The sequence below is a fragment of the Pantoea sp. CTOTU46764 genome, assembly GCF_031974595.1.
GTDB classification, from domain to species: Bacteria; Pseudomonadota; Gammaproteobacteria; order Enterobacterales; family Enterobacteriaceae; genus Pantoea; species Pantoea trifolii.
This window is the reverse complement of record NZ_DALYOQ010000044.1, coordinates 14,543-37,046: the sequence shown is the minus strand read 5'-3', so window position 1 is coordinate 37,046 and position 22,504 is coordinate 14,543. Positions and strand designations below refer to the sequence as shown.

The 22,504-nt window shown below is 52.8% G+C and carries 20 protein-coding genes, 1 pseudogene and 1 riboswitch; of the genes and pseudogenes, 8 read left to right on the top strand and 13 right to left on the bottom strand.

Annotated elements, in window-relative coordinates; translation table 11 throughout:
- Positions 1-155: 155 nt before the first annotated feature.
- From fbaB to thiM, 3 genes are all read right to left on the bottom strand, one after another.
- Entirely contained in the window at positions 156-1,208 is a 1,053-nt protein-coding gene (gene fbaB, locus RTM06_RS14970; protein ID WP_312183226.1) for a class I fructose-bisphosphate aldolase, read from the bottom strand.
- Positions 1,209-1,355: 147 nt separating this feature from the next.
- Positions 1,356-2,156 (bottom strand): bifunctional hydroxymethylpyrimidine kinase/phosphomethylpyrimidine kinase, encoded by an 801-nt coding sequence (gene thiD / locus RTM06_RS14965; protein ID WP_312183225.1) that lies wholly within the window; start codon positions 2,154-2,156, stop codon positions 1,356-1,358.
- Positions 2,153-2,938: a hydroxyethylthiazole kinase gene (thiM, locus tag RTM06_RS14960; protein ID WP_312183223.1), complete on the bottom strand. Its 786-nt coding sequence runs from the start codon at positions 2,936-2,938 to the stop codon at positions 2,153-2,155. The genes thiD and thiM overlap by 4 nt, the downstream gene beginning before the upstream one ends.
- A gap of 33 nt (positions 2,939-2,971) precedes the next feature.
- Positions 2,972-3,067: riboswitch (TPP riboswitch) on the bottom strand.
- Between the two features lie 269 nt (positions 3,068-3,336).
- Between thiM and chiP the strand changes: the two genes are divergently transcribed.
- The 6 genes from chiP to RTM06_RS14930 all read left to right on the top strand — a co-directional run bounded on the left by chiP (position 3,337) and on the right by RTM06_RS14930 (position 10,034).
- A complete protein-coding gene (gene chiP / locus RTM06_RS14955; protein ID WP_312183220.1) occupies positions 3,337-4,734 on the top strand; it encodes a chitoporin ChiP in 1,398 nt (465 codons plus the stop codon).
- Positions 4,735-4,785: 51 nt separating this feature from the next.
- A complete protein-coding gene (locus tag RTM06_RS14950) occupies positions 4,786-7,449 on the top strand; it encodes a beta-N-acetylhexosaminidase (RefSeq protein ID WP_312183218.1) in 2,664 nt (887 codons plus the stop codon).
- A gap of 53 nt (positions 7,450-7,502) precedes the next feature.
- Positions 7,503-7,925 carry a hypothetical protein gene (locus RTM06_RS14945; RefSeq protein ID WP_312183216.1) on the top strand — a complete coding sequence of 141 codons (423 nt, stop codon included), beginning with the start codon at positions 7,503-7,505 and terminating at the stop codon, positions 7,923-7,925.
- A 15-nt stretch (positions 7,926-7,940) separates the two neighbouring features.
- Positions 7,941-8,246 carry a hypothetical protein gene (locus RTM06_RS14940; protein ID WP_312183214.1) on the top strand — a complete coding sequence of 102 codons (306 nt, stop codon included), beginning with the start codon at positions 7,941-7,943 and terminating at the stop codon, positions 8,244-8,246.
- Between the two features lie 73 nt (positions 8,247-8,319).
- On the top strand, positions 8,320-9,648 hold the full coding sequence (locus RTM06_RS14935; protein WP_312183210.1) for a GNAT family N-acetyltransferase: 1,329 nt from the start codon (positions 8,320-8,322) through the stop codon (positions 9,646-9,648).
- Between the two features lie 188 nt (positions 9,649-9,836).
- Complete coding sequence (locus tag RTM06_RS14930; protein ID WP_293792973.1) at positions 9,837-10,034, top strand: hypothetical protein; 198 nt, start codon at positions 9,837-9,839, stop codon at positions 10,032-10,034.
- A 14-nt stretch (positions 10,035-10,048) separates the two neighbouring features.
- On the opposite strand, the gene RTM06_RS14925 is transcribed toward RTM06_RS14930, so the two are convergent.
- From RTM06_RS14925 to RTM06_RS14890, 9 genes and pseudogenes are all read right to left on the bottom strand, one after another.
- The gene (locus RTM06_RS14925) at positions 10,049-10,669 is read right to left on the bottom strand and encodes a response regulator transcription factor (RefSeq protein ID WP_312183207.1); all 621 of its coding nucleotides are present in this window, start codon (positions 10,667-10,669) and stop codon (positions 10,049-10,051) included.
- Between the two features lie 34 nt (positions 10,670-10,703).
- Positions 10,704-11,783: a fimbrial protein gene (locus RTM06_RS14920; RefSeq protein WP_312183205.1), complete on the bottom strand. Its 1,080-nt coding sequence runs from the start codon at positions 11,781-11,783 to the stop codon at positions 10,704-10,706.
- Between the two features lies 1 nt (position 11,784).
- Complete coding sequence (locus RTM06_RS14915; RefSeq protein ID WP_312183202.1) at positions 11,785-14,346, bottom strand: fimbria/pilus outer membrane usher protein; 2,562 nt, start codon at positions 14,344-14,346, stop codon at positions 11,785-11,787.
- Positions 14,347-14,458: 112 nt separating this feature from the next.
- Positions 14,459-15,178 (bottom strand): molecular chaperone, encoded by a 720-nt coding sequence (locus RTM06_RS14910; protein WP_312183200.1) that lies wholly within the window; start codon positions 15,176-15,178, stop codon positions 14,459-14,461.
- A 226-nt stretch (positions 15,179-15,404) separates the two neighbouring features.
- Positions 15,405-15,950 (bottom strand): fimbrial protein, encoded by a 546-nt coding sequence (locus RTM06_RS14905; RefSeq protein ID WP_312183197.1) that lies wholly within the window; start codon positions 15,948-15,950, stop codon positions 15,405-15,407.
- Positions 15,951-16,236: 286 nt separating this feature from the next.
- Positions 16,237-16,374, bottom strand: a pseudogene (locus RTM06_RS22785) (FKBP-type peptidyl-prolyl cis-trans isomerase); the annotation flags it as partial.
- 15 nt (positions 16,375-16,389) lie between these two features.
- The gene (locus RTM06_RS14900) at positions 16,390-17,625 is read right to left on the bottom strand and encodes an FKBP-type peptidyl-prolyl cis-trans isomerase N-terminal domain-containing protein (protein WP_312183194.1); all 1,236 of its coding nucleotides are present in this window, start codon (positions 17,623-17,625) and stop codon (positions 16,390-16,392) included.
- Positions 17,622-18,449: a tetratricopeptide repeat protein gene (locus RTM06_RS14895; RefSeq protein WP_312183192.1), complete on the bottom strand. Its 828-nt coding sequence runs from the start codon at positions 18,447-18,449 to the stop codon at positions 17,622-17,624. The genes RTM06_RS14900 and RTM06_RS14895 overlap by 4 nt, the downstream gene beginning before the upstream one ends.
- Positions 18,450-18,456: 7 nt before the next feature.
- Positions 18,457-18,846, bottom strand: a complete 390-nt coding sequence (locus RTM06_RS14890; RefSeq protein WP_312183189.1) for a hypothetical protein — start codon at positions 18,844-18,846, stop codon at positions 18,457-18,459.
- Here RTM06_RS14890 and RTM06_RS14885 point away from each other — a divergent pair.
- Complete coding sequence (locus RTM06_RS14885; RefSeq protein WP_312183186.1) at positions 18,845-19,063, top strand: hypothetical protein; 219 nt, start codon at positions 18,845-18,847, stop codon at positions 19,061-19,063. The genes RTM06_RS14890 and RTM06_RS14885 overlap by 2 nt on opposite strands.
- Positions 19,064-19,420: 357 nt before the next feature.
- Positions 19,421-20,125 (top strand): response regulator transcription factor, encoded by a 705-nt coding sequence (locus tag RTM06_RS14880; RefSeq protein WP_312183185.1) that lies wholly within the window; start codon positions 19,421-19,423, stop codon positions 20,123-20,125.
- Here RTM06_RS14880 and RTM06_RS14875 read toward each other — a convergent pair.
- Entirely contained in the window at positions 20,091-22,403 is a 2,313-nt protein-coding gene (locus tag RTM06_RS14875) for an ATP-binding protein (RefSeq protein ID WP_312183182.1), read from the bottom strand. The two genes, RTM06_RS14880 and RTM06_RS14875, sit on opposite strands and share 35 nt — an antisense overlap.
- Positions 22,404-22,504 lie beyond the last annotated feature (101 nt).

Here is a 22,504-nt window from a genome sequence, read left to right as displayed (position 1 = left end):
CCCGGCCTTCCCCCGCTCGCGGGGGAAGGAGATGCTGCCACATGCTGCTTCAACACTGACATATTGCAGCATCTTCCTCCCCCATAAATGGGGGAGGACCGAGGAGGGGGACAGCGAGCACTTATCAGGGGACAGCGAGCACAGCCCCCACTCAATCAGGCAATGTTCACATCTTTCGACAGATAAACATCCTGCACCGCATTAATCAGCTGCACGCCCTCTTTCAACGTCTTCTTGAACGCCTTGCGCCCCAGAATCAATCCCATGCCGCCGGCTCGTTTGTTGATCACCGCCGTACGCACTGACTCCGCGATATCCGTTTCCCCGGCAGAAGCGCCCCCAGAGTTGATCAATCCCGCGCGCCCCATATAGCAGTTCGCCAGTTGGTAACGCACCAAATCAATTGGGTTCTCGCTGGTCAGCTTACTGTAGACGCGTTCATCGGTGTGACCAAACTTCACCGCGTTATAGCCGCCATTATTCTCCGCCATCTTCTGCTTCACGATATCCGCACCAATGGTCGCCGCCAGATGGTTAGCCTGGCCGGTTAAATCAGCGCTGGCGTGATAATCGACGCCGTCTTTCTTGAACGCGTCATTACGCAGATAAGCCCACAGCACCGTTACCATTCCCAGTTCGTGCGCGCGCTCGAAAGCAGCCGAAATCTCTTCAATCTGACGACGCGATTGCTCGGAGCCAAAATAAATGGTGGCGCCAACCGCCACCGCACCCAGATTAAAGGCCTGCTCAACGCTGGCGTACAGCGTCTGATCATATTGCGTTGGATAGCTCAGGGTTTCATTGTGGTTTAGCTTCACCATAAACGGAATGTGGTGCGCATAACGGCGTGAAACCGCGGCCAGCACGCCGTAAGTGGAGGCCACACAGTTACAGCCGGCTTCAATCGCCAGCTCAACGATGTTTTTCGGGTCGAAATAAGCCGGGTTAGCGGCAAAGGAAGCACCCGCTGAGTGCTCAACACCCTGATCGACCGGCAGAATCGACAAATAGCCGGTGCCGGCTAAACGTCCGGTGTTGTACAACGTTTGCATGTTGCGCAGTACGGTGGGAGAACGATTGTTGTCGATCATTACGCGATCAACATAATCCGCGCCTGGTAAATAGAGGCTATCCGCTGGAATGGTCATGCAGCGATGTTGAAGAAGGCTGTCCGCCTCTTTGCCCAATAACTGTACGATGTCCGTCATGTTCGCTCCTGATAAATGGCTGGATTGGAACCGGCCAATGCCGATTCGCCCCCAACAGCCTGGACCGGAAAACGCCAGGCTGGCAAATTGCTGACTCCATTTTTCAGACGGATGCGCAGTGAAAAAGCGGCAATCTGGCGTTACGCCCTACCACCATTGATGGAAATGGTGCACCGGCCCAATGCCTTTGCCGACCTCCAGCGAATCGGCGTGCAACAGCGCCTGTTGTAGCCACGCCTTGGCTTCGGCCACCGTTGCCGCCCAATCATCATGACGCGGACGCAACGCCGCCAGCGCGGCGGAGAGCGAGCAACCGGTGCCGTGCGTGTGGCGTGTGTTAACACGCGGCGCGGTAAAGCGCTGGCGTCCTTCGCGCGTGATTAGCCAGTCCGGGCTTTCGGCATCGCTGAGATGTCCGCCCTTCATCAGCACCGCTTCACAGCCGAGATCGAGCAGCGCATCGCCCTGCTGCAACATGGTTTTCTCATCCTGCGCCATCGCGCATCCCAGCAGCGCGGCGGCTTCCGGCAGGTTTGGCGTGATCAGCGACACCTGCGGCAGCAGCAATCCGCGCACGCTGGCTACCGCATCAGGCGACAGCAGCGCATCGCCGCTTTTGGCAATCATCACCGTATCCAGCACCACAAACGGCAGGCTGGCCCGTTTCAGCCGCTCGGCGACCACCTCGACTATCGCGATTTCGGACAACATGCCGATCTTCGCGGCATCAATGCGCACATCATCCAGCACCGAATCGAGCTGTGCGCCGACAAAATCAGGTTCGATGCGATAGACCGACTGCACGCCACAGGTGTTTTGTGCCACCAGCGCGGTAATCACGCTGGTGCCATAAGCACCCAATGCGGAGAAGGCTTTGAGGTCGGCCTGAATACCCGCGCCGCCGCTGGGATCGGTGCCAGCAATGGTCAATGCGTTGATGCGTTTCATGCTTTCACCTCCAATGTCCACAGCGTATCGAGGAAGGCAGCAACAAAGCTGCCCGGCCCGGCGACCTGGCGTGCTGTCAGCTCACCGGCCAGCGACATCACGCGGCACGCCGCTGCTACATGTTGCAGGCGATCGCCAGGCAAGCTAGTGAAGGCCGCAGCCACTGCCGACAATGCGCAACCGGTGCCAACCACGCGCGTCATCAGCGGGCTGCCGCCGGGGATTGCCAGGGTACGCGCGCCATCGGTGACGTAATCGACTTCACCGGTCACCGCCACAACGGTGTGATAATCACGCGCCAGCTGCTGGGCGGCGCTCAGCGCGGCATCGGTTTGATGCAGGCTGTCCACGCCGCGTCCGCCGCTTGCCTGATGCGCCAGGGCGAGAATTTCTGAAGCGTTACCGCGAATCGCCGCAGGAGGCAGGCTCAGCAGCTGCTGGCAGAAGGTGGTGCGCAGCGTTAATGCGCCGACCGCCACCGGATCCAGCGTCCACGGCGTGCCTGCCGCTTGCGCTGCTTGCACCGCCGCCAACATCGCATCACGACGATCGCAGGTTAAGGTGCCTACGTTGATCAACACCGCATCGGCAAAACCGGCAAACTGCGCCGCTTCATCGGGGTCGATCACCATCGCGGGCGAAGCTTGCAGTGCCAGCAGCACGTTGGCGGTAAAGGTTTGCACTACTTCATTGGTCATGCAGTGCACCAGCGGCGCTTGCTGACGCAGCAGTTGCAAAGAGTGCGCGAGTTGCACGGGGGAAAGAAGGTCAGGCTGTTTCATAAGGCTCCCAACCGGCGATCAAGAAGGCGAATGCGGTCAGGCATCTGACTTCCCTACGCTGGCATTATCCAGATCAGGTCAGCGGGTGTATCTCAGCCCTGTATTAGAGGGGCACCCCGAGTCAAAACTACGTTGGCGAGCATAGGGAACAAGCCAGATTAAAGCAAGCTATCGACACTTTGCCTGTGGATCTTGCTCGCAAATTTACATTTTACAGGTTCATCTAACTGATTGAATAAACTCCTTAAAAAACCCTTCTTTTTGCGTGCCATGTCATACTTTGTAATAAACCCCATTGATAATTCGCGTCGCGAAAAATAGCATCCCTCGCAACTTGTTTCATGACGAAACAATACGGATTTATTAATTGTTCATGGAAGCATCACGGAGGATTTGCTATGCGTCGAATTCCACGCGCGCCGCTCTCTGCGGCCATTATCTCTGCCCTGTTCGCCGGTACGTTTTTGCCTGTTCCCTCCGCCCACGCTGCGGGTTTTGTCGAAGACTCATCGCTCACTGGCAACCTGTTTTACTGGCAACGCCAGCGCGATCGCAAAGAGATGGATCAGCAAAAAGGCGCGTATGGTCAGTATGACGCCAATCTGCATCACGCCTCTGCTAACGCCAATCTCGACTTCTCATCCGGTTATGCCGGTGATGTAATTGGCCTCGATTTGGCGGCGTTTGGCGCTTTGGAGTTAAGCAATAGCGGCCCGGCGGCACCGAATGAAATTGGTTTCAGCAATGCCCGCACACGCTGGGATGAGGACTGGAGCGGAGATAAGAGTGGCTTAAGTCTTTATAAAGCGGCGATCAAGGCAAAATGGCAGGATAACTGGCTACGCGCAGGCTATTTGCAACCCAGCGGACAGACGCTGCTGGCACCACACTGGAGTTTCCTGCCCGGCACTTATCGCGGCGTTGAGGCTGGCACCGTCTTCGATTTTAGCGATGCGGGCGCCCTTTCCGTCTCCTGGATGTGGACAGACGAATACAAAGCGCCGTGGTATCGCGACATGTACAACTTCCGCAAAGCCGATGGTGTGACGGAGATTCCGTGGCTGCAATCCTTTGGTGCCAAATATGATTTCAAAAACTCGCTGTTGCTGGAAGGCGCTTACGGCCAGGCGGCGAATTACATGGATCAGTATTTTGCTAAAGCGTCTTATCAGCTGCCGCTGGCCGATGCGCCACTGCGCACCAGCTATCAGTTTTACGGCGCGAAGGATCGTGACAACAGCGGCGTGGGCCAGGTCAACGATGTTTATGATGGCCTCGCCTGGCTACAGGCGCTGACGTTCGGCTACACGCTGGGCGCGTTCGATTTCCGCCTTGAAGGCACTTGGGTAAAAGCCGAAGGTAATCAGGGCTTCTTCCTGCAGCGTATGACGCCATCCTATGCCAGCTCAAATGGCCGCATGGATGTGTGGTGGGATTCCCGCTCTGACTGGAACGCCAACGGTGAGAAAGCGCTATTCGCAGGTGTGATGGTCGATCTGGGGCACTGGCAATTACCCGGCTGGCAAGTCGGTACGTCGTACGCCTACGGCTGGGACGCTAAGCCTTCCACCAATCCGATTTACGACCAAAACCAGCGCCTGAAAGAGTCGGCGTGGAGCATGGACCTGGTTTACACCATCCAGCAAGGCCGTGCCAAAGACACGCAATTCAAACTGCACTACACCCGCTACGACAATCACAGCGATCTTCCCAGCTACAGTGGCGGTTACGGCAACATCTTCCAGGACGAAAAAGACATCAAATTTATGGTCGTCGCGCCATTCACCCTGTTTTGACCCCGATCTGGCAGGAGCCAGAGACTTACCTCCGTGGAAAAGGATAACAGTATGAAAAAGTTAAAAATCAGTTTACTGGCGCTGACCGTGATGGGCCTTGCCGCCTGCAGTTCATCCCCGCGCAGTAATCAGCAGGTCGTCGACCAAATCAGCCAGTTCGGCGTGCAGTATCAGGTCACTGACAATCAGGCGGCCGATCACGGCGTGAACTGCGCGAAACTAGGTGCCGATTGGGCATCCTGCAATACCGCCACCATTACGCTGACCAACAACGGCCCGGCGCTCACCAGCAAAAACTGGGCGATCTACATGAGCAACGTGCACGAAACGCTGCGGGTCGATAACGATCAGTTCAAAATGACGCATATCGTCGGGGATCTAACCCGCCTGGAACCGACGGAAAAATTCAAAGGCATCGCGGCTGGCGAGTCGATTGAGATCCCGATCGTGAATGAATACTGGCAGCTGTTTATCACTGACGTGATGCCGCGCTGGTACGTCACCGCCGCCAATGCCTCGCCAAAAATCATCACCAGCACCGATACCGAAAACCTCAGCGAATTCGTTAAGCCGTTTGGCGACCAATGGAAGCGCATCGCCGACGATAAAAACGTGCTGATGCTGCCGCAAAGTCGCTTTGCCAGGAATGCCGATGTGGCGCAACTGCCTGCTAGCGCGTTGCGCGGACAAATCACCCCAACGCCGCGTACGGTAAAAGTTCATGCGGCGGATGTTGATCTGAGCCGTGGCGTTGCCTTACATCTTGAGGCGCTGGCGGGTAATCAAGCGGATGCGGTTAAGCAGCGTTTCGCTTTATTGGGACTCAAACAGCAGTCAGCGGGTTATGCCGTTCATACTCGTATCGCCGTTAATCATTTCCGTGGCGCAGATGCGGTATCCGGTGCTTATGAACTGCGCATCACGCCGCGCGGCACCGATATCATTGGATACGATCAGGCTGGCGTCTATTACGGCTTGATGTCGTTACTCTCGCTGGTGCCTGCTGAAGGCAAACCGATTATCGCCACGCTTGAAGCGAAGGATGCTCCGCGCTTTGCCTATCGCGGCGCCTTCCTTGATGTGGCGCGTAACTTCCACAGCAAGCAAGCGGTGCTGCGCATGCTCGATCAAATGGCGGCCTGGAAGATGAATAAATTCCATTTCCACCTGACCGATGATGAAGCCTGGCGCATTGAAATTCCCGGTCTACCAGAGTTGACCGACGTGGGCAGTAAGCGTTGTCACGATCTCACTGAACAGCAATGTCTGCTGCCGCAATTGGGTTCCGGTCCGTTCACGGATAACAACGGTACCGGACATTTCAGCCGCGCCGATTATATTGAGATCGTCAAATACGCGCAGGCGCGCAGCATTGAAGTGATCCCGGAAATCGATATGCCTGCGCATGCGCGCGCTGCGGTTATTTCGATGGAAGCGCGTTATCAGCAACTCATGAAAGCGGGTAAAACGCAGCAGGCCAGTGAATATCGTCTGGTGGATCCAACGGATACCTCGAATACCCGTTCCGTGCAATTGTACGATCGCACCAGCTATCTCAATCCTTGCCTCGATTCCTCAAAGCGCTTTGTCGATAAAGTGATGGGTGAAGTGCAGGCGATGCACCGCGAAGCGGGCCAACCGTTGACCACCTGGCACTTCGGCGGTGATGAAGCGAAAAACATCCGCCTCGGTACCGGCTACAGCGATATCAAAAAACCGAAAGCGGGAACGGGCATTTTAGACCAAAGCAAAGAGGACAAACCCTGGGCAAAATCTCAGGTCTGCCAGGCGGAGGTGAAATCCGGCAAGGTGGAAGATCTGGAGCATTTACCGAGCCACTTCGCGCTGGAAGTGAGCAAAATGGTAAAAGCACACGGCATTCCGGTGATGCAGGCCTGGCAAGATGGGCTGAAAGATGCCGCTGACGCGCACGCCTTCGCCACCTCGCGCGTTCGCGTTAACTTCTGGGACACGCTCTATTGGGGCGGCTTTGACACCGCTAACGACTGGACGATGAAAGATTACGAAGTGGTGATCTCCAATCCGGATTACGTCTACATGGACTTCCCGTATGAGGTGAATCCTAACGAGCGCGGCTATTACTGGGGCACACGCTTCAGCGATGAGCGCAAGATGTTTGGCTTCGCGCCAGACAACCTGCCGCAGAACGCGGAAACCTCGGTGGATCGCGATGGCAAAACCTTCGATGCCACCTCGAATAAGCCGTGGTCAGGCGCACACGGCATTTCGGTACAGTTGTGGAGTGAAACCACACGTACCGATCAGCAGATGGATTACATGGTGTTCCCTCGCCTGCTGTCGGTGGCTGAACGTGGCTGGCATCGCGCGGAGTGGGAGCTGGATTATCAACAGGGCCGCACCTTCAAAGGCGGCGAGACCCACTTCGTTAACCAGCAGCAGCGCAATCAGGACTGGCAGCGTTTCGCCAACCTGTTAGGCCAGCGTGAGTTGGGCAAGATGGATAAAGCCGGTATTCACTATCGTCTGCCGGTGCCGGGTGCGCGCGTGGAGAATGGCACGCTGACCATGAACATTGCGCTGCCGGGTCTGCCGCTGGAGTACAGCGTGGATAACGGTAAAAACTGGCAACGTTATCTGCCGCATGCCAAACCGACCATCACCGTCGCCGATAAAGTCTGGGTGCGCAGCGTAAGTCCGGATGGCAAACGTTTAAGCCGCGCTGAAGCACTTTAAAAACTTTCTGCCCCTCGCTGGAGTGCCTGGAGCGAACACTGACAAGGATGTCGATGAAACACTCAACGTTTTCATTGTATATTGTTGCGCTGGGCGCCGGTTTAAGCGGCGCCCTGTTCATTCCGACGCTCAGCTTATTTCTAGCCGGCGAACTCAACGTATCAGCCTGGAAAATCGGCGCCTTCTACAGTGTTAATGCGCTCGGCTGTCACCTTGCCGCCTGGCGAGCGGCTGGCAAGCGCTGCTCCTGCAAAGCAACCGGACCGGCAGCCGCTGGGGCACAACCTTTGCTTCCTGATGTTTGCCACCTTGCTGGTATGGAGCTTCAGCGCACTCTATCTGATTGCGTTTCCTTTGCATCTGGCAGAGCAGCCAACCTTGTCTGCCGACTGGAGTGGCGTGCTTTTTGGCCTCGCTGCCGCGCTGGAAATACCGATCATGCTGCTCAGCGCCGGCATGCTCAAACGCTGGGGTAAGAAAACGCAAAGCAAGTGGAACACCAGCCGCACGAGGTGTGCGTTGCGGAACTCTCTTCGATATTCGCGGTGCCCACCAGCCGACTGACGGGTAATGAATGCACGCTCCATCGCGTCTGGCTCGGCGGACCATCACCACTCAACGTCAACCGCACCCTCGCCCAGTGGCAGCGTGCGATTGAAGCCAGTCGCAGTGATTTTCAGCAAGTCTTGTGGGTGTGGGATGCGCAACAGCTGGCGGCTGATAGCCGTTTTGTCGTTCAGCTGGGAGACAGCGCATTACAACTGGGCGCGCTGTTCCTGCCTGATGCGCTCGTTTGACTGCGCGCTGGTCGACGTCATACAGCAGCTGCACGACAAACGCTATTACGCCACGCTTTCTGACTTCTTCCGTTTGGCCATTCTCATTGAATGCGGCGGCGTCTACCTGGATGCCGATACGATCCCCGCTCAACCCGCCACGCTGTTTGTGTGTCAGCCGGAGTTGCCTGATTTTTCTGGCAATCAACAGCACATTAGCTGGCTAAATTTGTTTACTGATGAAACCGGCATGATCATCAGCCATCAAAACAATCCGTTATTGCAGGAGTTACAGCGGCGGCTCAGTGTGGTTTATCGTGGCTGGCCTCAGCCCATCGTAGCCAAAACGCCCGACAGTGAACGCGCCATCTTCGAACCGTTTTATCAGTTATGGTGCGAACAATTACAGGTCACGCAACTAAGTCATCAGGATTTTAGCTGTTTTGCCGTATGCGGATTTGATGCACTAACGACACGCGTATGCGGCATTAAAGGAATGCGCTTACAGGAAGATATTTTAAGTGGTGAACGTCGGCCGCTAAGTATCGATGAACAGCAGCATTGTCAACAAACCTTGCATCAACTTTCGCAACGTAACTGGCAACTCAACGATCCTCTGCAGTTGGGTGAACTGGTGCCTTTATTTGCCGAGCAGGAAATTTTACAGATTGCCTATGCGCCGCAACTGCGCGCTGAGATCCCCTATTACCACTATTACGGCATGCTTTGTCAGGATCCTCAACTCGATAAAGTAAACGGATTATTTAGCGATTACCTGATTGCGTTAACCGATAAGAAGATATCAGCGGGTGATTTCTGGCAGCCGGTTTATCGGCCTACATCTTCACTCCTTATCTTTAAACCAGGCATTATTTATGACCAGCATGAACAACGCAGCATGACGCAATTAATCTTCAGCACCAGCTATCTGGAATATTGCTCTGTCGATAATATTTATGCCGCCGACTTAACCACCTTACAGCTTCGACAAAATATCCAGCCGTTCCTGCAACAGATCTCGGTGATGTATAACTCGCAGGGAAAAATGATTGGATTCCTCAATGCGGCATCGATTAAGGAATATGAACAGATCAAAGTTGAATACGGCTATCGAAAAGAGGTACGTGCTCTTAATGAGGCTTACGACGACTTTGTTAATCACTACAGCCAGCCAGATGACTACTTCGTCTGCAGCGTAGCCTTAATGCCGGAGAAACAGGGAAAAGGCTACTGCAATCAAGTTCTATCACGAATGATTGAGCAAGCTAAACAGCAAAAATTGCGCCGCATCACGTTGTGTGTCTGGCAATCTAATGCGGCTTATATGATCTACAGCAAGAAGGGTTTTACCGAGATCGGCAGGATGAAACAGGAGATTGCGCGGTTTAATGACGAAATCGTATTTATGGCTTTAACGCTTTAATCTTTCTGAGATCAAATTATCCGGTGCGAACGGTAATTCAATTCGCACCGGAAGCGTTAGCGATTGAGATAAACAAGCAAAGTCTTAAAGAGTTGGTTACATTTTGATGCTTATCAATTTTATCACGCCAGAAAAAAGGCCTAATTGCGCTCCGGATTTGAATACATTCACCAACTCCGGAAATAATAATGAAATTATTTAGTTTTATTCCACACGCCCATCGCTGGCATAACATCACTATCACGCGCAAAAGCGCAATATCGCCTGCTGGCCGCACCTGTCTTGCCACTTACGTTCAGGCGCAATGTAAAGGATGTGATGAACGACTGCATAAAATCTATTATCGCGATATTACCGATGCGGAAGCGCGACGCTGGCTGGGTTGATCATCAGCATGAAACTAAAGTGAATTAATATCCAGACGAAAAATCTCACTGTCCCGTACAAGACCCAACTTGCGCATTGCCGCTCGTTTCTGCGAACTAATGGTTTTAACGCTGCGCGACAAACGCAGAGCCGTTTGTGACACGCTCAGCCCTGCATAGAGATATTCAACGACAATTTTCTCTTTTGCAGAAAGACGTTGCCTGATGAAATTATCTGTATCGACAGTGTCATCCAGCATCAGTTGCTGAGTCTGACAATGGTTAGTCCAGATATGACGCAATCCCGTAATCCAATTTTCAGGCGTCAACGACTTACAAAAGTACGACTTAACCTGCGGTTTCAACGTATCACTAAGCTGCTGCTGTTGAGGACAATCTCCCATTGCAACAATCGTCATTTTTGGATAGCTGAATATTAATTGATCAACTAGCGATTTTATATTCAAATCCCCTTTCGGACGTGAGCAATCTATCAAAGCAATATTAGCGGGAGCCAGACTGAGCGAAAAAAACAGCTCCCTGCTATTTTTACAACAGTCCGTGACGATAAATTCAGACTCGTTATTAATCACTCTCTTCAGACCTTCGAGAAATAGCGGGTGGTCATCGAGAATAATGACATTGTTTTTATTCATATGGATTTTATCCAGGCTAATTAGAATCAAACAATTATTGAATCGTTACAGTGTAAGTCGCAACCGCATTAAAATTACCGGTTTGCTGATGATTCGCGCCAGGCAAATAGCGCAGGAACCAATACCAGGTTTGCGCGAAATGGCTCTTGTCGCCACTTTTGGCTACATCGTAAGGCATCGATAATTTCTCACCAAATTTCTGCCAGTCGCCGCCTTCCGCTTTAGTTGAAAAACGGATCGCCATATCGTCAATCGACGTGGCTAATGCGGTGTCGTCATTATTCAGTAATTGGCCGGCCTGAAAAGTAATCGCCACGTTGTAGTTATTGGCGGCGTCATCACGCAGTGGCGAGCAGGAAACTTCAATCGGCGTCACCTGCGCCTGGCCGAGCGTTGCTTCCTGAGTGCCCGATTTGGGTCGATAAATGGTGCCAAAATTCACTGTACGATTTTGTTCAGTGACCAGCGTGCAGCTGGCTTCGGTGGCGATGCTCGGTGCCAGCAGGCCGCTGTTCAGCACATCCACTTGCTGTTGCGTCGCACCATCTGATTCCAGCAGCAGCGTACCGCCATGGGTTAATTGCAGCGTACGCTGCGACTGGATCGGCGTGTTATTACTGATTTTCACCAGCTGCGCCTTCAGGCTGAAACCGACGCGGCGTGTACCTTCGCCTTCACGGCTGATTGAACAGCTGGCGGATTGCCCCGCGGCAATCGCGCCACTGCCGATACACTTACCGCCTTCGCTATTGGCATCCGCGAATAATCGAACGCCGATGCCATTGACATTAGTTGCCAGCACATCGCGGCCCGGACCGATCCAGTCCAGTGCGCCGCTTTCTTTCAAACCCAGCGATACCGGTGCGCTAATTGGGCCATCACACTGCACCCCAATCTCCAGCAGCGTATGTGGCGCATCGCCGATGGCGGCAAACAGCGGCGTAGCGGTAGGAATTTTTACCAGGCCGTTGAGCGGTTGCTGTTCGCTGCGGGTGTAACTGCAGCCATTCGGTAAGTCCGACAGCGCCAGATTTTGCGCCCATGCGGCATTGCTGCCCAACAGCGCGGTAATTGCGCTGCTTAACAGCAGTTGTCTGCCAAACACTTTACTCATTTTAAACTTCCTCACTGTTTTGGCAGACGCTCTGCACCTGAAGCGGTACGCCGTCCATCTGATTTTCACTGGCGGATTTTAGGTTAAAGTTCACTTTGCACGATGCATCCGCGCCGCGCCCCCACTGTACTTCGAGCGAGCCGCTATCTGGCATGCCGGAGATATAGAGCAATCCTTCATCGCCGACGATGCTGCCATTGTTCTGCTCGCCTTTGTTCAGCAGCAGTTTGGCGGTGGCACCGAATGGCACGTAGTCGCCGTTGGCTTTACGCAAGGTCATCATCACCTGATGACCGCGCTGGGTTTTGAAGTCGGCTAATACCACCGCACCACGGGTTGGGGTAACGGAGGTGCTGGTTTGATCGAGCGCGACATTAGTGCCTAATCCCTGTGGATCGAGTGAGATGTCGGTGCGACGATATGGCGACATATACGGCATCACCGCATAACCGCGCCAGTCGGTGGACAGCCCGGTTTGGTTGTTCACTTTGATGTTGGCTGCGCCTGGCGCACGCACCAGCGCCACGGTGTCGCTCATCTCCTGCGACAAGGTCACGCCATACGGATGGGCGACAATACCGCCGCGCAGACCGTAGTTGATCTGTTCCTGCGCCTGGCTGCGGTTATAGCCCGCCGATACGGTGCCGCTATTGCCGCGATAGGATGCGGAAAGATTGCTGGTGTCGTTGTCATTGCCCAGCGTCTGGCTGACGTTGTAGTTGAGCTGGTTATCCAGCGCATTGCCGCTCAAACCGGCCTGCTGCGTGGTTCCCTGCCCTTTGGTATGCGCCATGCCGTAATTAAGTTGCATGGAGTTACGTGAATCACCGGCTAACCAGCGACTCAATGGTACCGAGGCGGTTAACGCCAGACGACGATCTTCTTTGCCGCTGTCGCTATCCTGCGACTGGCTGAGATTGAGGCCGTAGCTGACGCCAAACAGGTTGGTGTTGTAACCCAGCGTGTAAGTGCGCAGGTTGCCCGGTTTGTTCCAGTAATCACGTTGTGATCCCGAGACATACATGGAACCCGCATCACCCAGAGACTGGTTCAGCATTACCTGAAACTCGCCGCGCGGACGGTAATTACGGTTCAGCGCACCATTCAGACCATCCGCCGGATTTGTCATCGCATCCTGCAAGGTGTAATAACCCTCGGTGGAGTAGCGATATGCCGCCAGCGACACCGACGTACCGGTCTCAACGATACTGCGCGAATAACGCAGGCGATAAGATTGTCCCTGACTTTTCTCACCGTTCGGCAGCGTGGCACTGGATTGTGTAATATCCGCAGAAATGGCGCCCAGGCGACCAATACCCAATCCGATACCGGCGCTGGCAGAGAGATACTCTTTCGCCAGCTGCATGCCGCCGTACACGGTAATGGCGTTCGGCAAGCCGTAAATCAGCGTACCCTGAACAAACTTCGCCGCGCCGGTGGTGATCGCCCCGCCGCTGTTGCGCAGCTTGCCGATAGTCATAGCGTATTTCAGCTGGCCTTCACGCTGCATGATGGCGATGGAAGAGTAAGGCTGAGAAAAGGTGCGCTCGCTGCCGTCGTTTTCTTTGACGGTCACTACGAGGTCACCGCTCAACGAAGCGGGATAAAGATCGTTGATCTCAAACGGGCCCGGCGGCACGTAAGACTGGTAAATCACGCTGCCATTCTGGCGAATCGTCACTTCCGCGCCAGATTCGGAGACGCCACGAATCACCGGCGCAAAGCCGCGCAGACTATCCGGTAACATGCTGTCATCAGAAACCAACTGGCCGCCCTGGAATTGCACGCTGTCGAAGACATCGGCAGGCGTAGCGCTATCGCCGAGGATGAGCTGGCCTTTGATGGCGTGGATGTCGCGTTGCAGATAGGTGCTGATGACATCAAAACTAGAGCTGCCGCCCTGACGAGAATCACTGCGCTGTTGATAAGTGCTATAACTGCGTAAGCGCCATGGTCCGAGGTTCAATCCCCCGCGCAGGTTAGCGTACAGAACTTCAGATGTTCCTTGCTGACCGGCCAAGCGACGCGATTGGTTACCACTGATGTTGTAATTCAGCAATGCAGCAGGTAATCCTTGGTTCCATGAAGCAGGCGCGGTTTCTCCACGCGCACGTTGTTTGACTAACATCTGCGGAATCGAGATGTCCAGGCGCTGCTCAGAGAAGTTAAAATCGAGGCGTGCAGCTGGAATAAGCTGGCGAATATCGTTAACAGGGGTATTTTTATCTTCTGCTGTCAGCTGCGGTACCGCACTGCTGCGAAGCCCCATATATTCATAGTCAGCAACGGTGAAGTTCGGCATCAATTCATTTTTGTCATTAAGGGAAAAATCTACATCCCTATCGTCAATGAAGTAATTATTGACATACACGCTGACACGATAGATGCCCGGAGCCTGAGCACCCGCCTCAAAGTGACTTAAATCAGCCACTACCGCAGCGGTCGGTTGCTCTTCGCCCACACTCAATAATGCGGGATTGAAATACTCTTCAGCATGTAACTGGCATGACAGCGTGAAAAAAAAACCACTGCTAAATAAGACGGTACGTATCAGTTTATTCAAGCGATTCACTGAGAAAGGCAGCTGTCCGTTGTGCCACTCAAGAATTGATGGCGTTATTATTTTTCTTACTTTCATTGAGAATACTTCGCCTGGTTAACTGATAGTATTTTAATTAGTTATCAATGTTTTTCTTCACGACCGGCATCGACCCACCCATATCATTAATAGCACGATACTCAACCTGTGAACCTTTAGTTGAATCGTCTAATTGATAACTTTGCTGCTGGAAAGGTGGCACCATAGCGCTGACATCTTTGATTTCTTTTCCGCCTACGCTAATTTTATTGAGCGTGACGTAATAGGGTGTCGGATTGCTGACTTTCAAAGTTGAACCACTGCGTGAGAATGTCAAATCACGATAGGCATCTGAGGCTTTACCTTTTAAGTCAGCGGGACGGTAAAACATTTTTATTTTCAAAACATAGGCGAAGGCGACAGTGTTCTTTCCTGTATCCGCTTTTGACTGTGCCGGAATAGCTTTGACATTAATCCAATACGCAGACTCTCTATCCTTTGGCAAGTCACCACCTGTTTTGACAATACGCAGCGTGTTCTTTCCTTTATCCTGACGATAAAGAGGCGGCGTTAAAACAAACGGCGGCTTAGCCTTATTTCTCACATCATCAATGTTAGATAACCACGATTGAGCTAAGAAAGGCGCATTATCCGCTGTATTGATTACAGTAACATTGGCTTCTTTTTCTGCTGCATTATAAACAACACGCGTAGAACCCAGACTGAAACCACCTTTATTCTCAACTGCATTTGATGCTAATGGTGCCACAAAAGAAAACAAAAAAAGGACTTTCATAAAGGATGATAACTTCAACATTATAACCACCTATAAATTCATACCATTATTATATGATTAAAATAACCCTTCATTTAGCAAACGTAAGATTAAGCCATATACTTGCTAATAGCAGAATTATCAAAGTAAAGCCACAAGTAAGACCTGCAGCTTTACTTTTATTAAAAATCATACCTAATTCATTGCATATTGCATTTGGTGAGAAAAAGTAGTGACCACGTTGATCTTTTCTCTCCCAATTACAACTTTATTCGAATGCCATTGTCAGTTGAGCAGTTGTAGAAAAATCACCTGCAACAACTTCAGTGCCGCCTGTGGCGCCACTGCTGACACGAACAATAGAAGGATAGATGGTTACATTGCCTGCCCCACCATTAATTTCAAATTCTTTGTTTGAGCCATTATGGATAAGCAGTGTATCATTAGTATCGCTGCCGGCTTCGCGTCCGATCATTACCGCAGCACCTCTCATAGTGGTATTACCAAGGTCAAGTCGATTGGTTGAACCACTTTCCGCGGGGAAATTCACCGTCAGCACACCTTTAGAAAAATTACTTGGACATGCGGTTACATCAATACTCACAGGAGCTTGAACAGGAACTTTATAGTTTGCCAAGGATTGAAGATCTGTAGCTGATACATGTGGAAAACTTAATGACTGATTCAAGCCTGTTACAGTACATGTTGAATCACCCACTGAACCGCTCAAATTTATGGTACCAGTGTTGGCTGATGCGGCGCTGGTAACAGAAAGTAAAGTTAATGCCGCAATGGCAGAATAGATTTTTTTCATGGTCTTAATTCATCCTGATATATTCAGTTAAGATTATTTTGCATTGTCTTTGTTTAGTAGTAGTATCGTCTGTTTGTATCAAAATTGAATCTTAGCAAACAATCGACTAACGACTACCCGGCTAATTTATCAAGGTAATGAATTAGCCAATACAAGAGCACTCTCAAAACCCCAGACAACTCCGAATAAAAACCAAAAAAAACGCCACACTAAAAAGTGTGGCGCGAGGTAATGAGTCAGGCATATTCCTCAAGTTGACGACAGCCCCCTGTCGACGTCAGTTTATTCAGCGATTAATTTTAATATCGAAGATTAATGTCGAGCCCGGTGGAATCATATTTTCCACACCGGCATCACCGAATGCTTTATCAGCGGGTAAAATCACTTCTACTTCGCTGCCCTTTTTAAGCTGGCTTAATACTTTGGTTAAGGCCGGTAATCAGGAGTCCAGCTTCACGCGCTGTACCTTATTCTCCTTACCGCTGTTATCAAATACTGTTCCATCAGATAAACGTCCGGTCAGCAATATATCTACCGTACTTTCCGCTGTGAGTTTTTCACCTTTACCGACTTTGCTCACCACGTAATAGGCACCATCCAGCGTTTTCACCCCATTACGCTGTTTGGTTTTCTCAATCAGCGCTTTACCGGCTTTGTGCTGTTTCTCGCGTTCGGTTGCCTGGATTTGCTGCTGCGCTTGCAGTTTTTCATTCAGCGTGACATCGAGTTCGGTGACCAGTTTCGCCACTTCATCGCTGTTTAGCGCCACGCGCTGACTGAAGGCATCTTTAATTCCCGCCAGCACCATCGGACGATCCGGCTGAACGCCAAGATTTTGCTGGGCGCGCAGGCTCTGCACGATGTTGCTGGCAAAGGCCACGCCGTTGGCATAAGAGAGTTTCTGCTCATGACTTTCCGGTGCCGCGCTGTGCTGCAGCGCCTGCTGTTTGGTTAGTTGCTCTCGCATCGCAGCCTGCTGTTTTTCTGCATCCTGCAAGTTGATTTCCAGTTCGGCGATACGATCCTGATGTTGCTTCAGCTCCGCGAGCTGCTGCGTGTCAGGTTGCTTTTGCGCTTTGAGCGCCTGCGTTTCAGCGCGCACCTCCTCCAGCTGATTGCTAAGCGCAATCACGCTCTCTTCCTTCTCTTTCAGCTTGCCCTCTAGTGAAGATTGTTGCAGCGCATGGGTATCCACCAGCAGTTGATGTGCGGCTAACTGGGTACGCAGCTCGCTCAACTGGGCTTGCGAACCGCTCTGCTGGCTTTGATGCTCGGCGAGTTGCTGCTGCAGGGATTCCAACTGCTGGCGTTGCGTTTCAACGGTGGCTTTATCCGTTGCTAAGGCTTGCAACTGCTGTTGCAGCGCCTGCTTCTCAACCTGATGACCGGACAGCAACTCTTTATTAATACGCTGTTGCTCGTTGAGGGAGTGTTCCAGCGCCTGCAGTTTTTTCGTCTGCTCCACGTTATGCGTGGTGGCGGGACGCAGCGGCTTTTTCTTCGGCGGGGGCGATTTCACCCACGGCTTCGCCGTTTCAGTTTCATCGAACAGTGAATACGGAATGGTGTGATCCGAGCTGTAACCGGTCAGCGCCGGTGCCGCCTGGCTAACGGACGACCACAATGTTGCAGCCACTGCCAGGCCAATCAGCGAGCGGGTAAATAAGGGTTTCATGGCAGTGCTTCCTTGTGCGGTTTGACATATTGCTGGGTGAATTTCTGCGCCAGTTGACGCGCCTGCGTGGCTTTACCGCTGCGCGTGGCGCTGGCGTACATGCGTAATTTCATCTGCTCGGCCATTTGCGTCAGATGGGGATCGCGGCTGTTTTGCACCGCAACGTAATACCAAGCGTATGCCTGCGGCGGCTGTGCTTTAACACCTTCTCCCGCCTGATAAGCACCGGCCAGATTAAACTGTGCCAGCGCATTACCCTGCTCGGCGGCTTTGCGATACCACTCCGCCGCGCGCGCAGCATCTTTTTTCACGCCGTTACCGCGACTGTATGCCGCGCCGACATCGTTTTGCGCCTGTGCGTCGCCCTGCTGCGCGGCCTGTAGCAACCAGTTAAAGGCTTGCTGCTTATCCTGTAGCAGCGGATTGCCGCTGCGATGGTAACGTGCCAGCTGCTGTGCGGCGGCGCTATTGCCCTGCTCGGCGGCACGCTCTAACCACTGTTTGCCATCGCCGGGCTGATGATCGAGCAGCAACTTGCCGAGCTGATATTGCGCTTCAGGCTGGCCGCTTTCGGCGGCGGCCTTGAGCAGCGGTTGTGCGGCATCGCGTTGACCAGCCGACGCCAGCCAGCCGCCATACTGTTGCTGCGCGCGGTGTTCACCGGCTTCGGCCTGTTGACGCGTAGCTGTCATCTGCTGATTGAAGTCGCTGAGTAAACGCGGTTGAGCAAAAGGCTCAGTGGCAGGCGATGCGTGCGGCTGCACGTGTGTGACGCAGCCACTCAGCAGTGCGCTCAATGCTAATAAAGAGAAAAGCGTTTTCATTGCCTCATCACTCCCCATCCGCCTGCGCCAGCATGGCGCGGAACAGTTCGCTGTGAATCTGCTGACAACGCTTGGCCAGTTCGGCCTGATAAACGCTGTCGAGCGTGGCTTGCATATCGGCGGCAAGTTGTGGACGGGTAAGCAGATATTTGGCGCTGCGATCCATTAACCCGTTGAGCGCATCGTGCTGTTGCTGAAAACGTGCCTCATCGTACTGCGCCAGCGCAGAAACCTCGGCCTGGCAGCGACCGAGGCTGGGTAGTTGATTAGCATGCTGCGCGGCCTGGATGGCTTCCGCATGATAGGATGCGTAGGCATTAGGCAGGGAAAAACAGCCGGTAAGCATTAATACGCTACCGATAGTGGCTCCGAATTTAAAATATCCTGAAATTTTCATGACTAATAAGTTCCAGTCGATTGGGGGCAAATTAAGCCTCTCGCTTCAATCTGCTGGCGCATTTATTTTATTGCAGGATGCGGGATGTTTTATCATCCTTTGCGGCGCTCTCGTTATCCCGTTATTACCCAAGGTGTTCGGTAATATTTATAGCTGTAACTGGCCCTTAACTTGTGGCTGTGCCGCAGGAAATAAGGTGTTTAACATCAGTGGATAACGTGCAAAATCTTGTTCGGAGAGGCTTAACGTTCGGGTGACATAATAAGCAGAGCCACTATTGTTCGCTACGAGAGCACTCTCAAAAAATATTCCCATTCTCTTACCGAACATTATGACGATTAATAATCTTTACAGGCCAGGCTAATCTGCGGCGATATATTCACCCTTTCTGGAAATTTTTGGCGACTGACGCCAATGATCAAACAAAAAAGATGACATTGGTGGTTAAGCGCGGTAATTTCCGGCCGCTGTAACCTTGACACGTCGCGCTTCCAACAGCGGCTTACGTCATACAGCTAGCAAAAATACAGTACACTGATTCTCACCCCCTATTGATAAGCAAGAGTGTTTGAGGATGAAAACATTCCGTCGTAATAACGTCTCTATCGCCCTGCTGGATGATCACTTCCTGGTGTTGCGCGGGCTCAGTGATGTACTGCGGGAAAATCCCGACTTCGATGTAGTGGGAACCTTCACCAGCAGCAAGGAGTTGCTGGACTGCATTAAAACCACCAAGGTCGATGTGATTATTGCCGATTATGAACTGGCACCGGCCGATGTCGATGGCCTGAACCTGATCAAAACCTTGACCCGTTTACATCCGGACGTCGCGGTGCTGGTGGTGTCAGCACATTACAATCCCGCCACGGTGGCGCTGGCGCTGCGCGGCGGCGCTAAAGGCTTTATCGGTAAAAATCGCCCGTTTGAAGAGATTCAAAACGCGGCGCTGGAGGTAAGCCGTGGTCGCACCTTTATTGAACCGCAGATGGCGCAGGAACTGGCTAACCAGCAGCGCCATGGCGAAGTGCTGATCAGCGGCAACTACAGCGAAGCCAACGTGCGCCATGCGGTAAGTTTGTCGGCGCTGTCGCCGAAAGAGCAGGAAGTGATTCGCTGTTTTCTTGCCGGCATGACGGTAACCGACATCGCCGAGAAGTTTAACCGAAGCCTGAAAACCATCAGCGGCCAAAAGCAGAGCGCCATGCGCAAACTTGGACTGAAAGCCGACCACGAACTCTTCATCATCAAGGACGAATTGCTGAAGTCACTTCACATCTAAGCGAATCCCACCATTGGCGGGCAAGCTCTTCACTCACAGTCGCACCTGCGCGCAGTTGGCTTTCGATGGTTCCCGCCAGCTGCGCCAGGCTATTCATCTGGAAAATTTGTGCGGTGCCGCGCAGACGGTGCACATGGTGCTGCATCAGTCGCGTGTCCATTGCCTCGCAGGCGTGATTGAATCCACAGATATCCGCTTCCAGCCAGGCTTGCAGCTCCTGTTGATCGGACTCTTCTCGTGGCACATGCACACCGCTCGCTGCCGCCAGATGGCACCAGCGGCGTAAACAACCAGCTAGCGCGGTGAGGATGATGGGCTTGCTGAGCACCGCATCAAAACCACTGGCCTCGCATTGCTCAAGATGCGCATCGTCACTCATGGCGGAAATCGCTACCACCGGCGTGGCTTCAATACCGCGTTCACGCTCCATCATGCGTAAGCGTCTGGCGATGTCATACCCGCTGATGTCTGGCAAATTAACGTCCAGCAGAATCACATCGTAGTAATTCTCTTCGTCGAGTAGCGCTAACGCTTGCTGGCCGTTTTCCGCCAGCTCAACCTGGCAACCCAGCGTGGCCAACTGCGCCTGGAAAGTCCGCTGTGCGGCGGGGTGATCTTCCACCAGCAGAATCATGGTGTCCGGCGTAAAACGCGGTAATGCAGGCTCAAGCACCGGGGATTTTGCAGTGCAAAGGCGTAACGGCACTTTTAAGGTGAAGGTGCTGCCCTCGCCCGGCTGGCTTTGGCAGGTCAACGCACCGCGCATTAGCGTTACCAGTTGTTGTGAAATCCATAAACCTAATCCGCTGCCGCCATACCGGCGATCGGCACCGTCATCCACCTGCGTCCAGGCATCAAACAAGGTTTTTTGCGCGTCCGGCGCAATACCAATGCCGGTATCCGCTACAGCCAGCGCTATCATACAGGTGTTATCAGCAAAAAATTCTGCATCCAGCGCCAGCGAAACAGCACCTTGATGGGTGAATTTAATCGCGTTGGAGAGCAGATTGTTGATGATTTGCCGCAGGCGATGGGGATCGCCCATCATCCACTGCTTCTTAAGCGGTTCATCAATGGTGATCACCAGGTTCAGCCCTTTCTCCGCCAGCATTGGCCGGTAGCTATCGCAAATAGTATTGATCAGCTCGCTGAGATCGAAGGGCTGGCTATCAATCACAATGCACTCTGCGGAGAGTTTGCTGTGGTCGAGAATATCGTTAAGCAGATCGAGCAAACTGCGCGCCGAAGAAGAGGCCAGCGCCAGATATTGCTCCTGCTGATGTGCATTCTCGGTGCGTTTCATTAGCTCCAGCGAGGCAATCATCGCATTCATCGGCGTACGAATTTCATGGCTCATCATGGCGAGAAATTGCGTTTTGCGCTCCTCGCTGGCAGTGGCACGGCGGCGATGCATAATCGCGCGCTGCAGCAACCAACCCAGTAATAACACCAGCAAGCAGAACGTGAATATTTCCCAATGATAAAGGGAAAAAATAACCCCCATCGAGGGATAGCCTAAACGCATGTCACCTACCCAACGGCTAAACATCTCGTTCGCATCAGCGGCGGGTACGGCGCTTAGTGCTTTATTGATGATGCTCAGCAACTGTGGATCTGCGGCCGAAACGCCCATGGTCAAACTGGCCGATAATTCGGGAATTTGACCGGCAATCGCCAGCTTGTGGGAATAGTAACGCCACAGCAGCGGACGCATGACCAGACTGGAACCGAGGCCCAAATCGGCACGATCTTCATACACCGCCTGAAACACTTCGCGCATATGATTCACGGGCAATAACAGAATGTCTGGGCAGTTATCTTTCAGCCAGCTCTCATACAGCGTCCCGCTGCGCACCGCGACACGTTTGCCGCGCAGTTGATCAAGGGAGTGAATGGTGGCGCTGTTGTTGTGGGTGATTACCGTCGCGCTGGTCGCAAGCCAGCGATCGCTGAACAGCCAACCTTCCAGCTGAGCCGCTGCCAGCAGCTCAGGCGCTATCACTGAAATCAACGTCGGCGACTGTCCGCTCTTTTCCGCCAGCACAAAGCGCAGGCCGGTAATCTCGCTGATTTTGTCCAGATAATCGCGGCTTAGGCCAATGTGTTGATTCTCTTCCTGATAATCAAGCGGCCAGCTGGCGATGAAGTGGTAAGGAACATCACGATGCGCAGCGATCCAGCGCTGCTCATCCTCGGTAAAGGCGATCGGTGCAGCGAAAGTGGAGTAAGAAAGTAGCAGGCCGGCCAGAAGCAGCAAACCCGATAGCAAAGCGCGCATAACGTAATAACCTGACAAATGAGACCAATTGCTGCGCGCTTAATGCGCTGATGCAGCAGGATTAGGCAGGCTATTTGATGAAAAAAACGTCATCCGCTCTA

Bases quoted from the DNA above. Each gene is read 5' to 3' on its own strand.
- RTM06_RS14890 (WP_312183189.1), bottom strand. From the start codon at position 18,846: ATGAAAATTTCAGGATATTTTAAATTCGGAGCCACTATCGGTAGCGTA.
- RTM06_RS14950 (WP_312183218.1), top strand. From the start codon at position 4,786: ATGAAAAAGTTAAAAATCAGTTTACTGGCGCTGACCGTGATGGGCCTT.
- RTM06_RS14905 (WP_312183197.1), bottom strand. From the start codon at position 15,950: ATGAAAAAAATCTATTCTGCCATTGCGGCATTAACTTTACTTTCTGTT.
- RTM06_RS14895 (WP_312183192.1), bottom strand. From the start codon at position 18,449: ATGAAAACGCTTTTCTCTTTATTAGCATTGAGCGCACTGCTGAGTGGC.
- RTM06_RS14925 (WP_312183207.1), bottom strand. From the start codon at position 10,669: ATGAATAAAAACAATGTCATTATTCTCGATGACCACCCGCTATTTCTC.
- RTM06_RS14880 (WP_312183185.1), top strand. From the start codon at position 19,421: ATGAAAACATTCCGTCGTAATAACGTCTCTATCGCCCTGCTGGATGAT.
- RTM06_RS14910 (WP_312183200.1), bottom strand. From the start codon at position 15,178: ATGTTGAAGTTATCATCCTTTATGAAAGTCCTTTTTTTGTTTTCTTTT.
- chiP (WP_312183220.1), top strand. From the start codon at position 3,337: ATGCGTCGAATTCCACGCGCGCCGCTCTCTGCGGCCATTATCTCTGCC.
- RTM06_RS14930 (WP_293792973.1), top strand. From the start codon at position 9,837: ATGAAATTATTTAGTTTTATTCCACACGCCCATCGCTGGCATAACATC.
- thiD (WP_312183225.1), bottom strand. From the start codon at position 2,156: ATGAAACGCATCAACGCATTGACCATTGCTGGCACCGATCCCAGCGGC.
- fbaB (WP_312183226.1), bottom strand. From the start codon at position 1,208: ATGACGGACATCGTACAGTTATTGGGCAAAGAGGCGGACAGCCTTCTT.
- thiM (WP_312183223.1), bottom strand. From the start codon at position 2,938: ATGAAACAGCCTGACCTTCTTTCCCCCGTGCAACTCGCGCACTCTTTG.
- RTM06_RS14920 (WP_312183205.1), bottom strand. From the start codon at position 11,783: ATGAGTAAAGTGTTTGGCAGACAACTGCTGTTAAGCAGCGCAATTACC.
- RTM06_RS14885 (WP_312183186.1), top strand. From the start codon at position 18,845: ATGACTAATAAGTTCCAGTCGATTGGGGGCAAATTAAGCCTCTCGCTT.
- RTM06_RS14900 (WP_312183194.1), bottom strand. From the start codon at position 17,625: ATGAAACCCTTATTTACCCGCTCGCTGATTGGCCTGGCAGTGGCTGCA.
- RTM06_RS14945 (WP_312183216.1), top strand. From the start codon at position 7,503: ATGAAACACTCAACGTTTTCATTGTATATTGTTGCGCTGGGCGCCGGT.
- RTM06_RS14875 (WP_312183182.1), bottom strand. From the start codon at position 22,403: ATGCGCGCTTTGCTATCGGGTTTGCTGCTTCTGGCCGGCCTGCTACTT.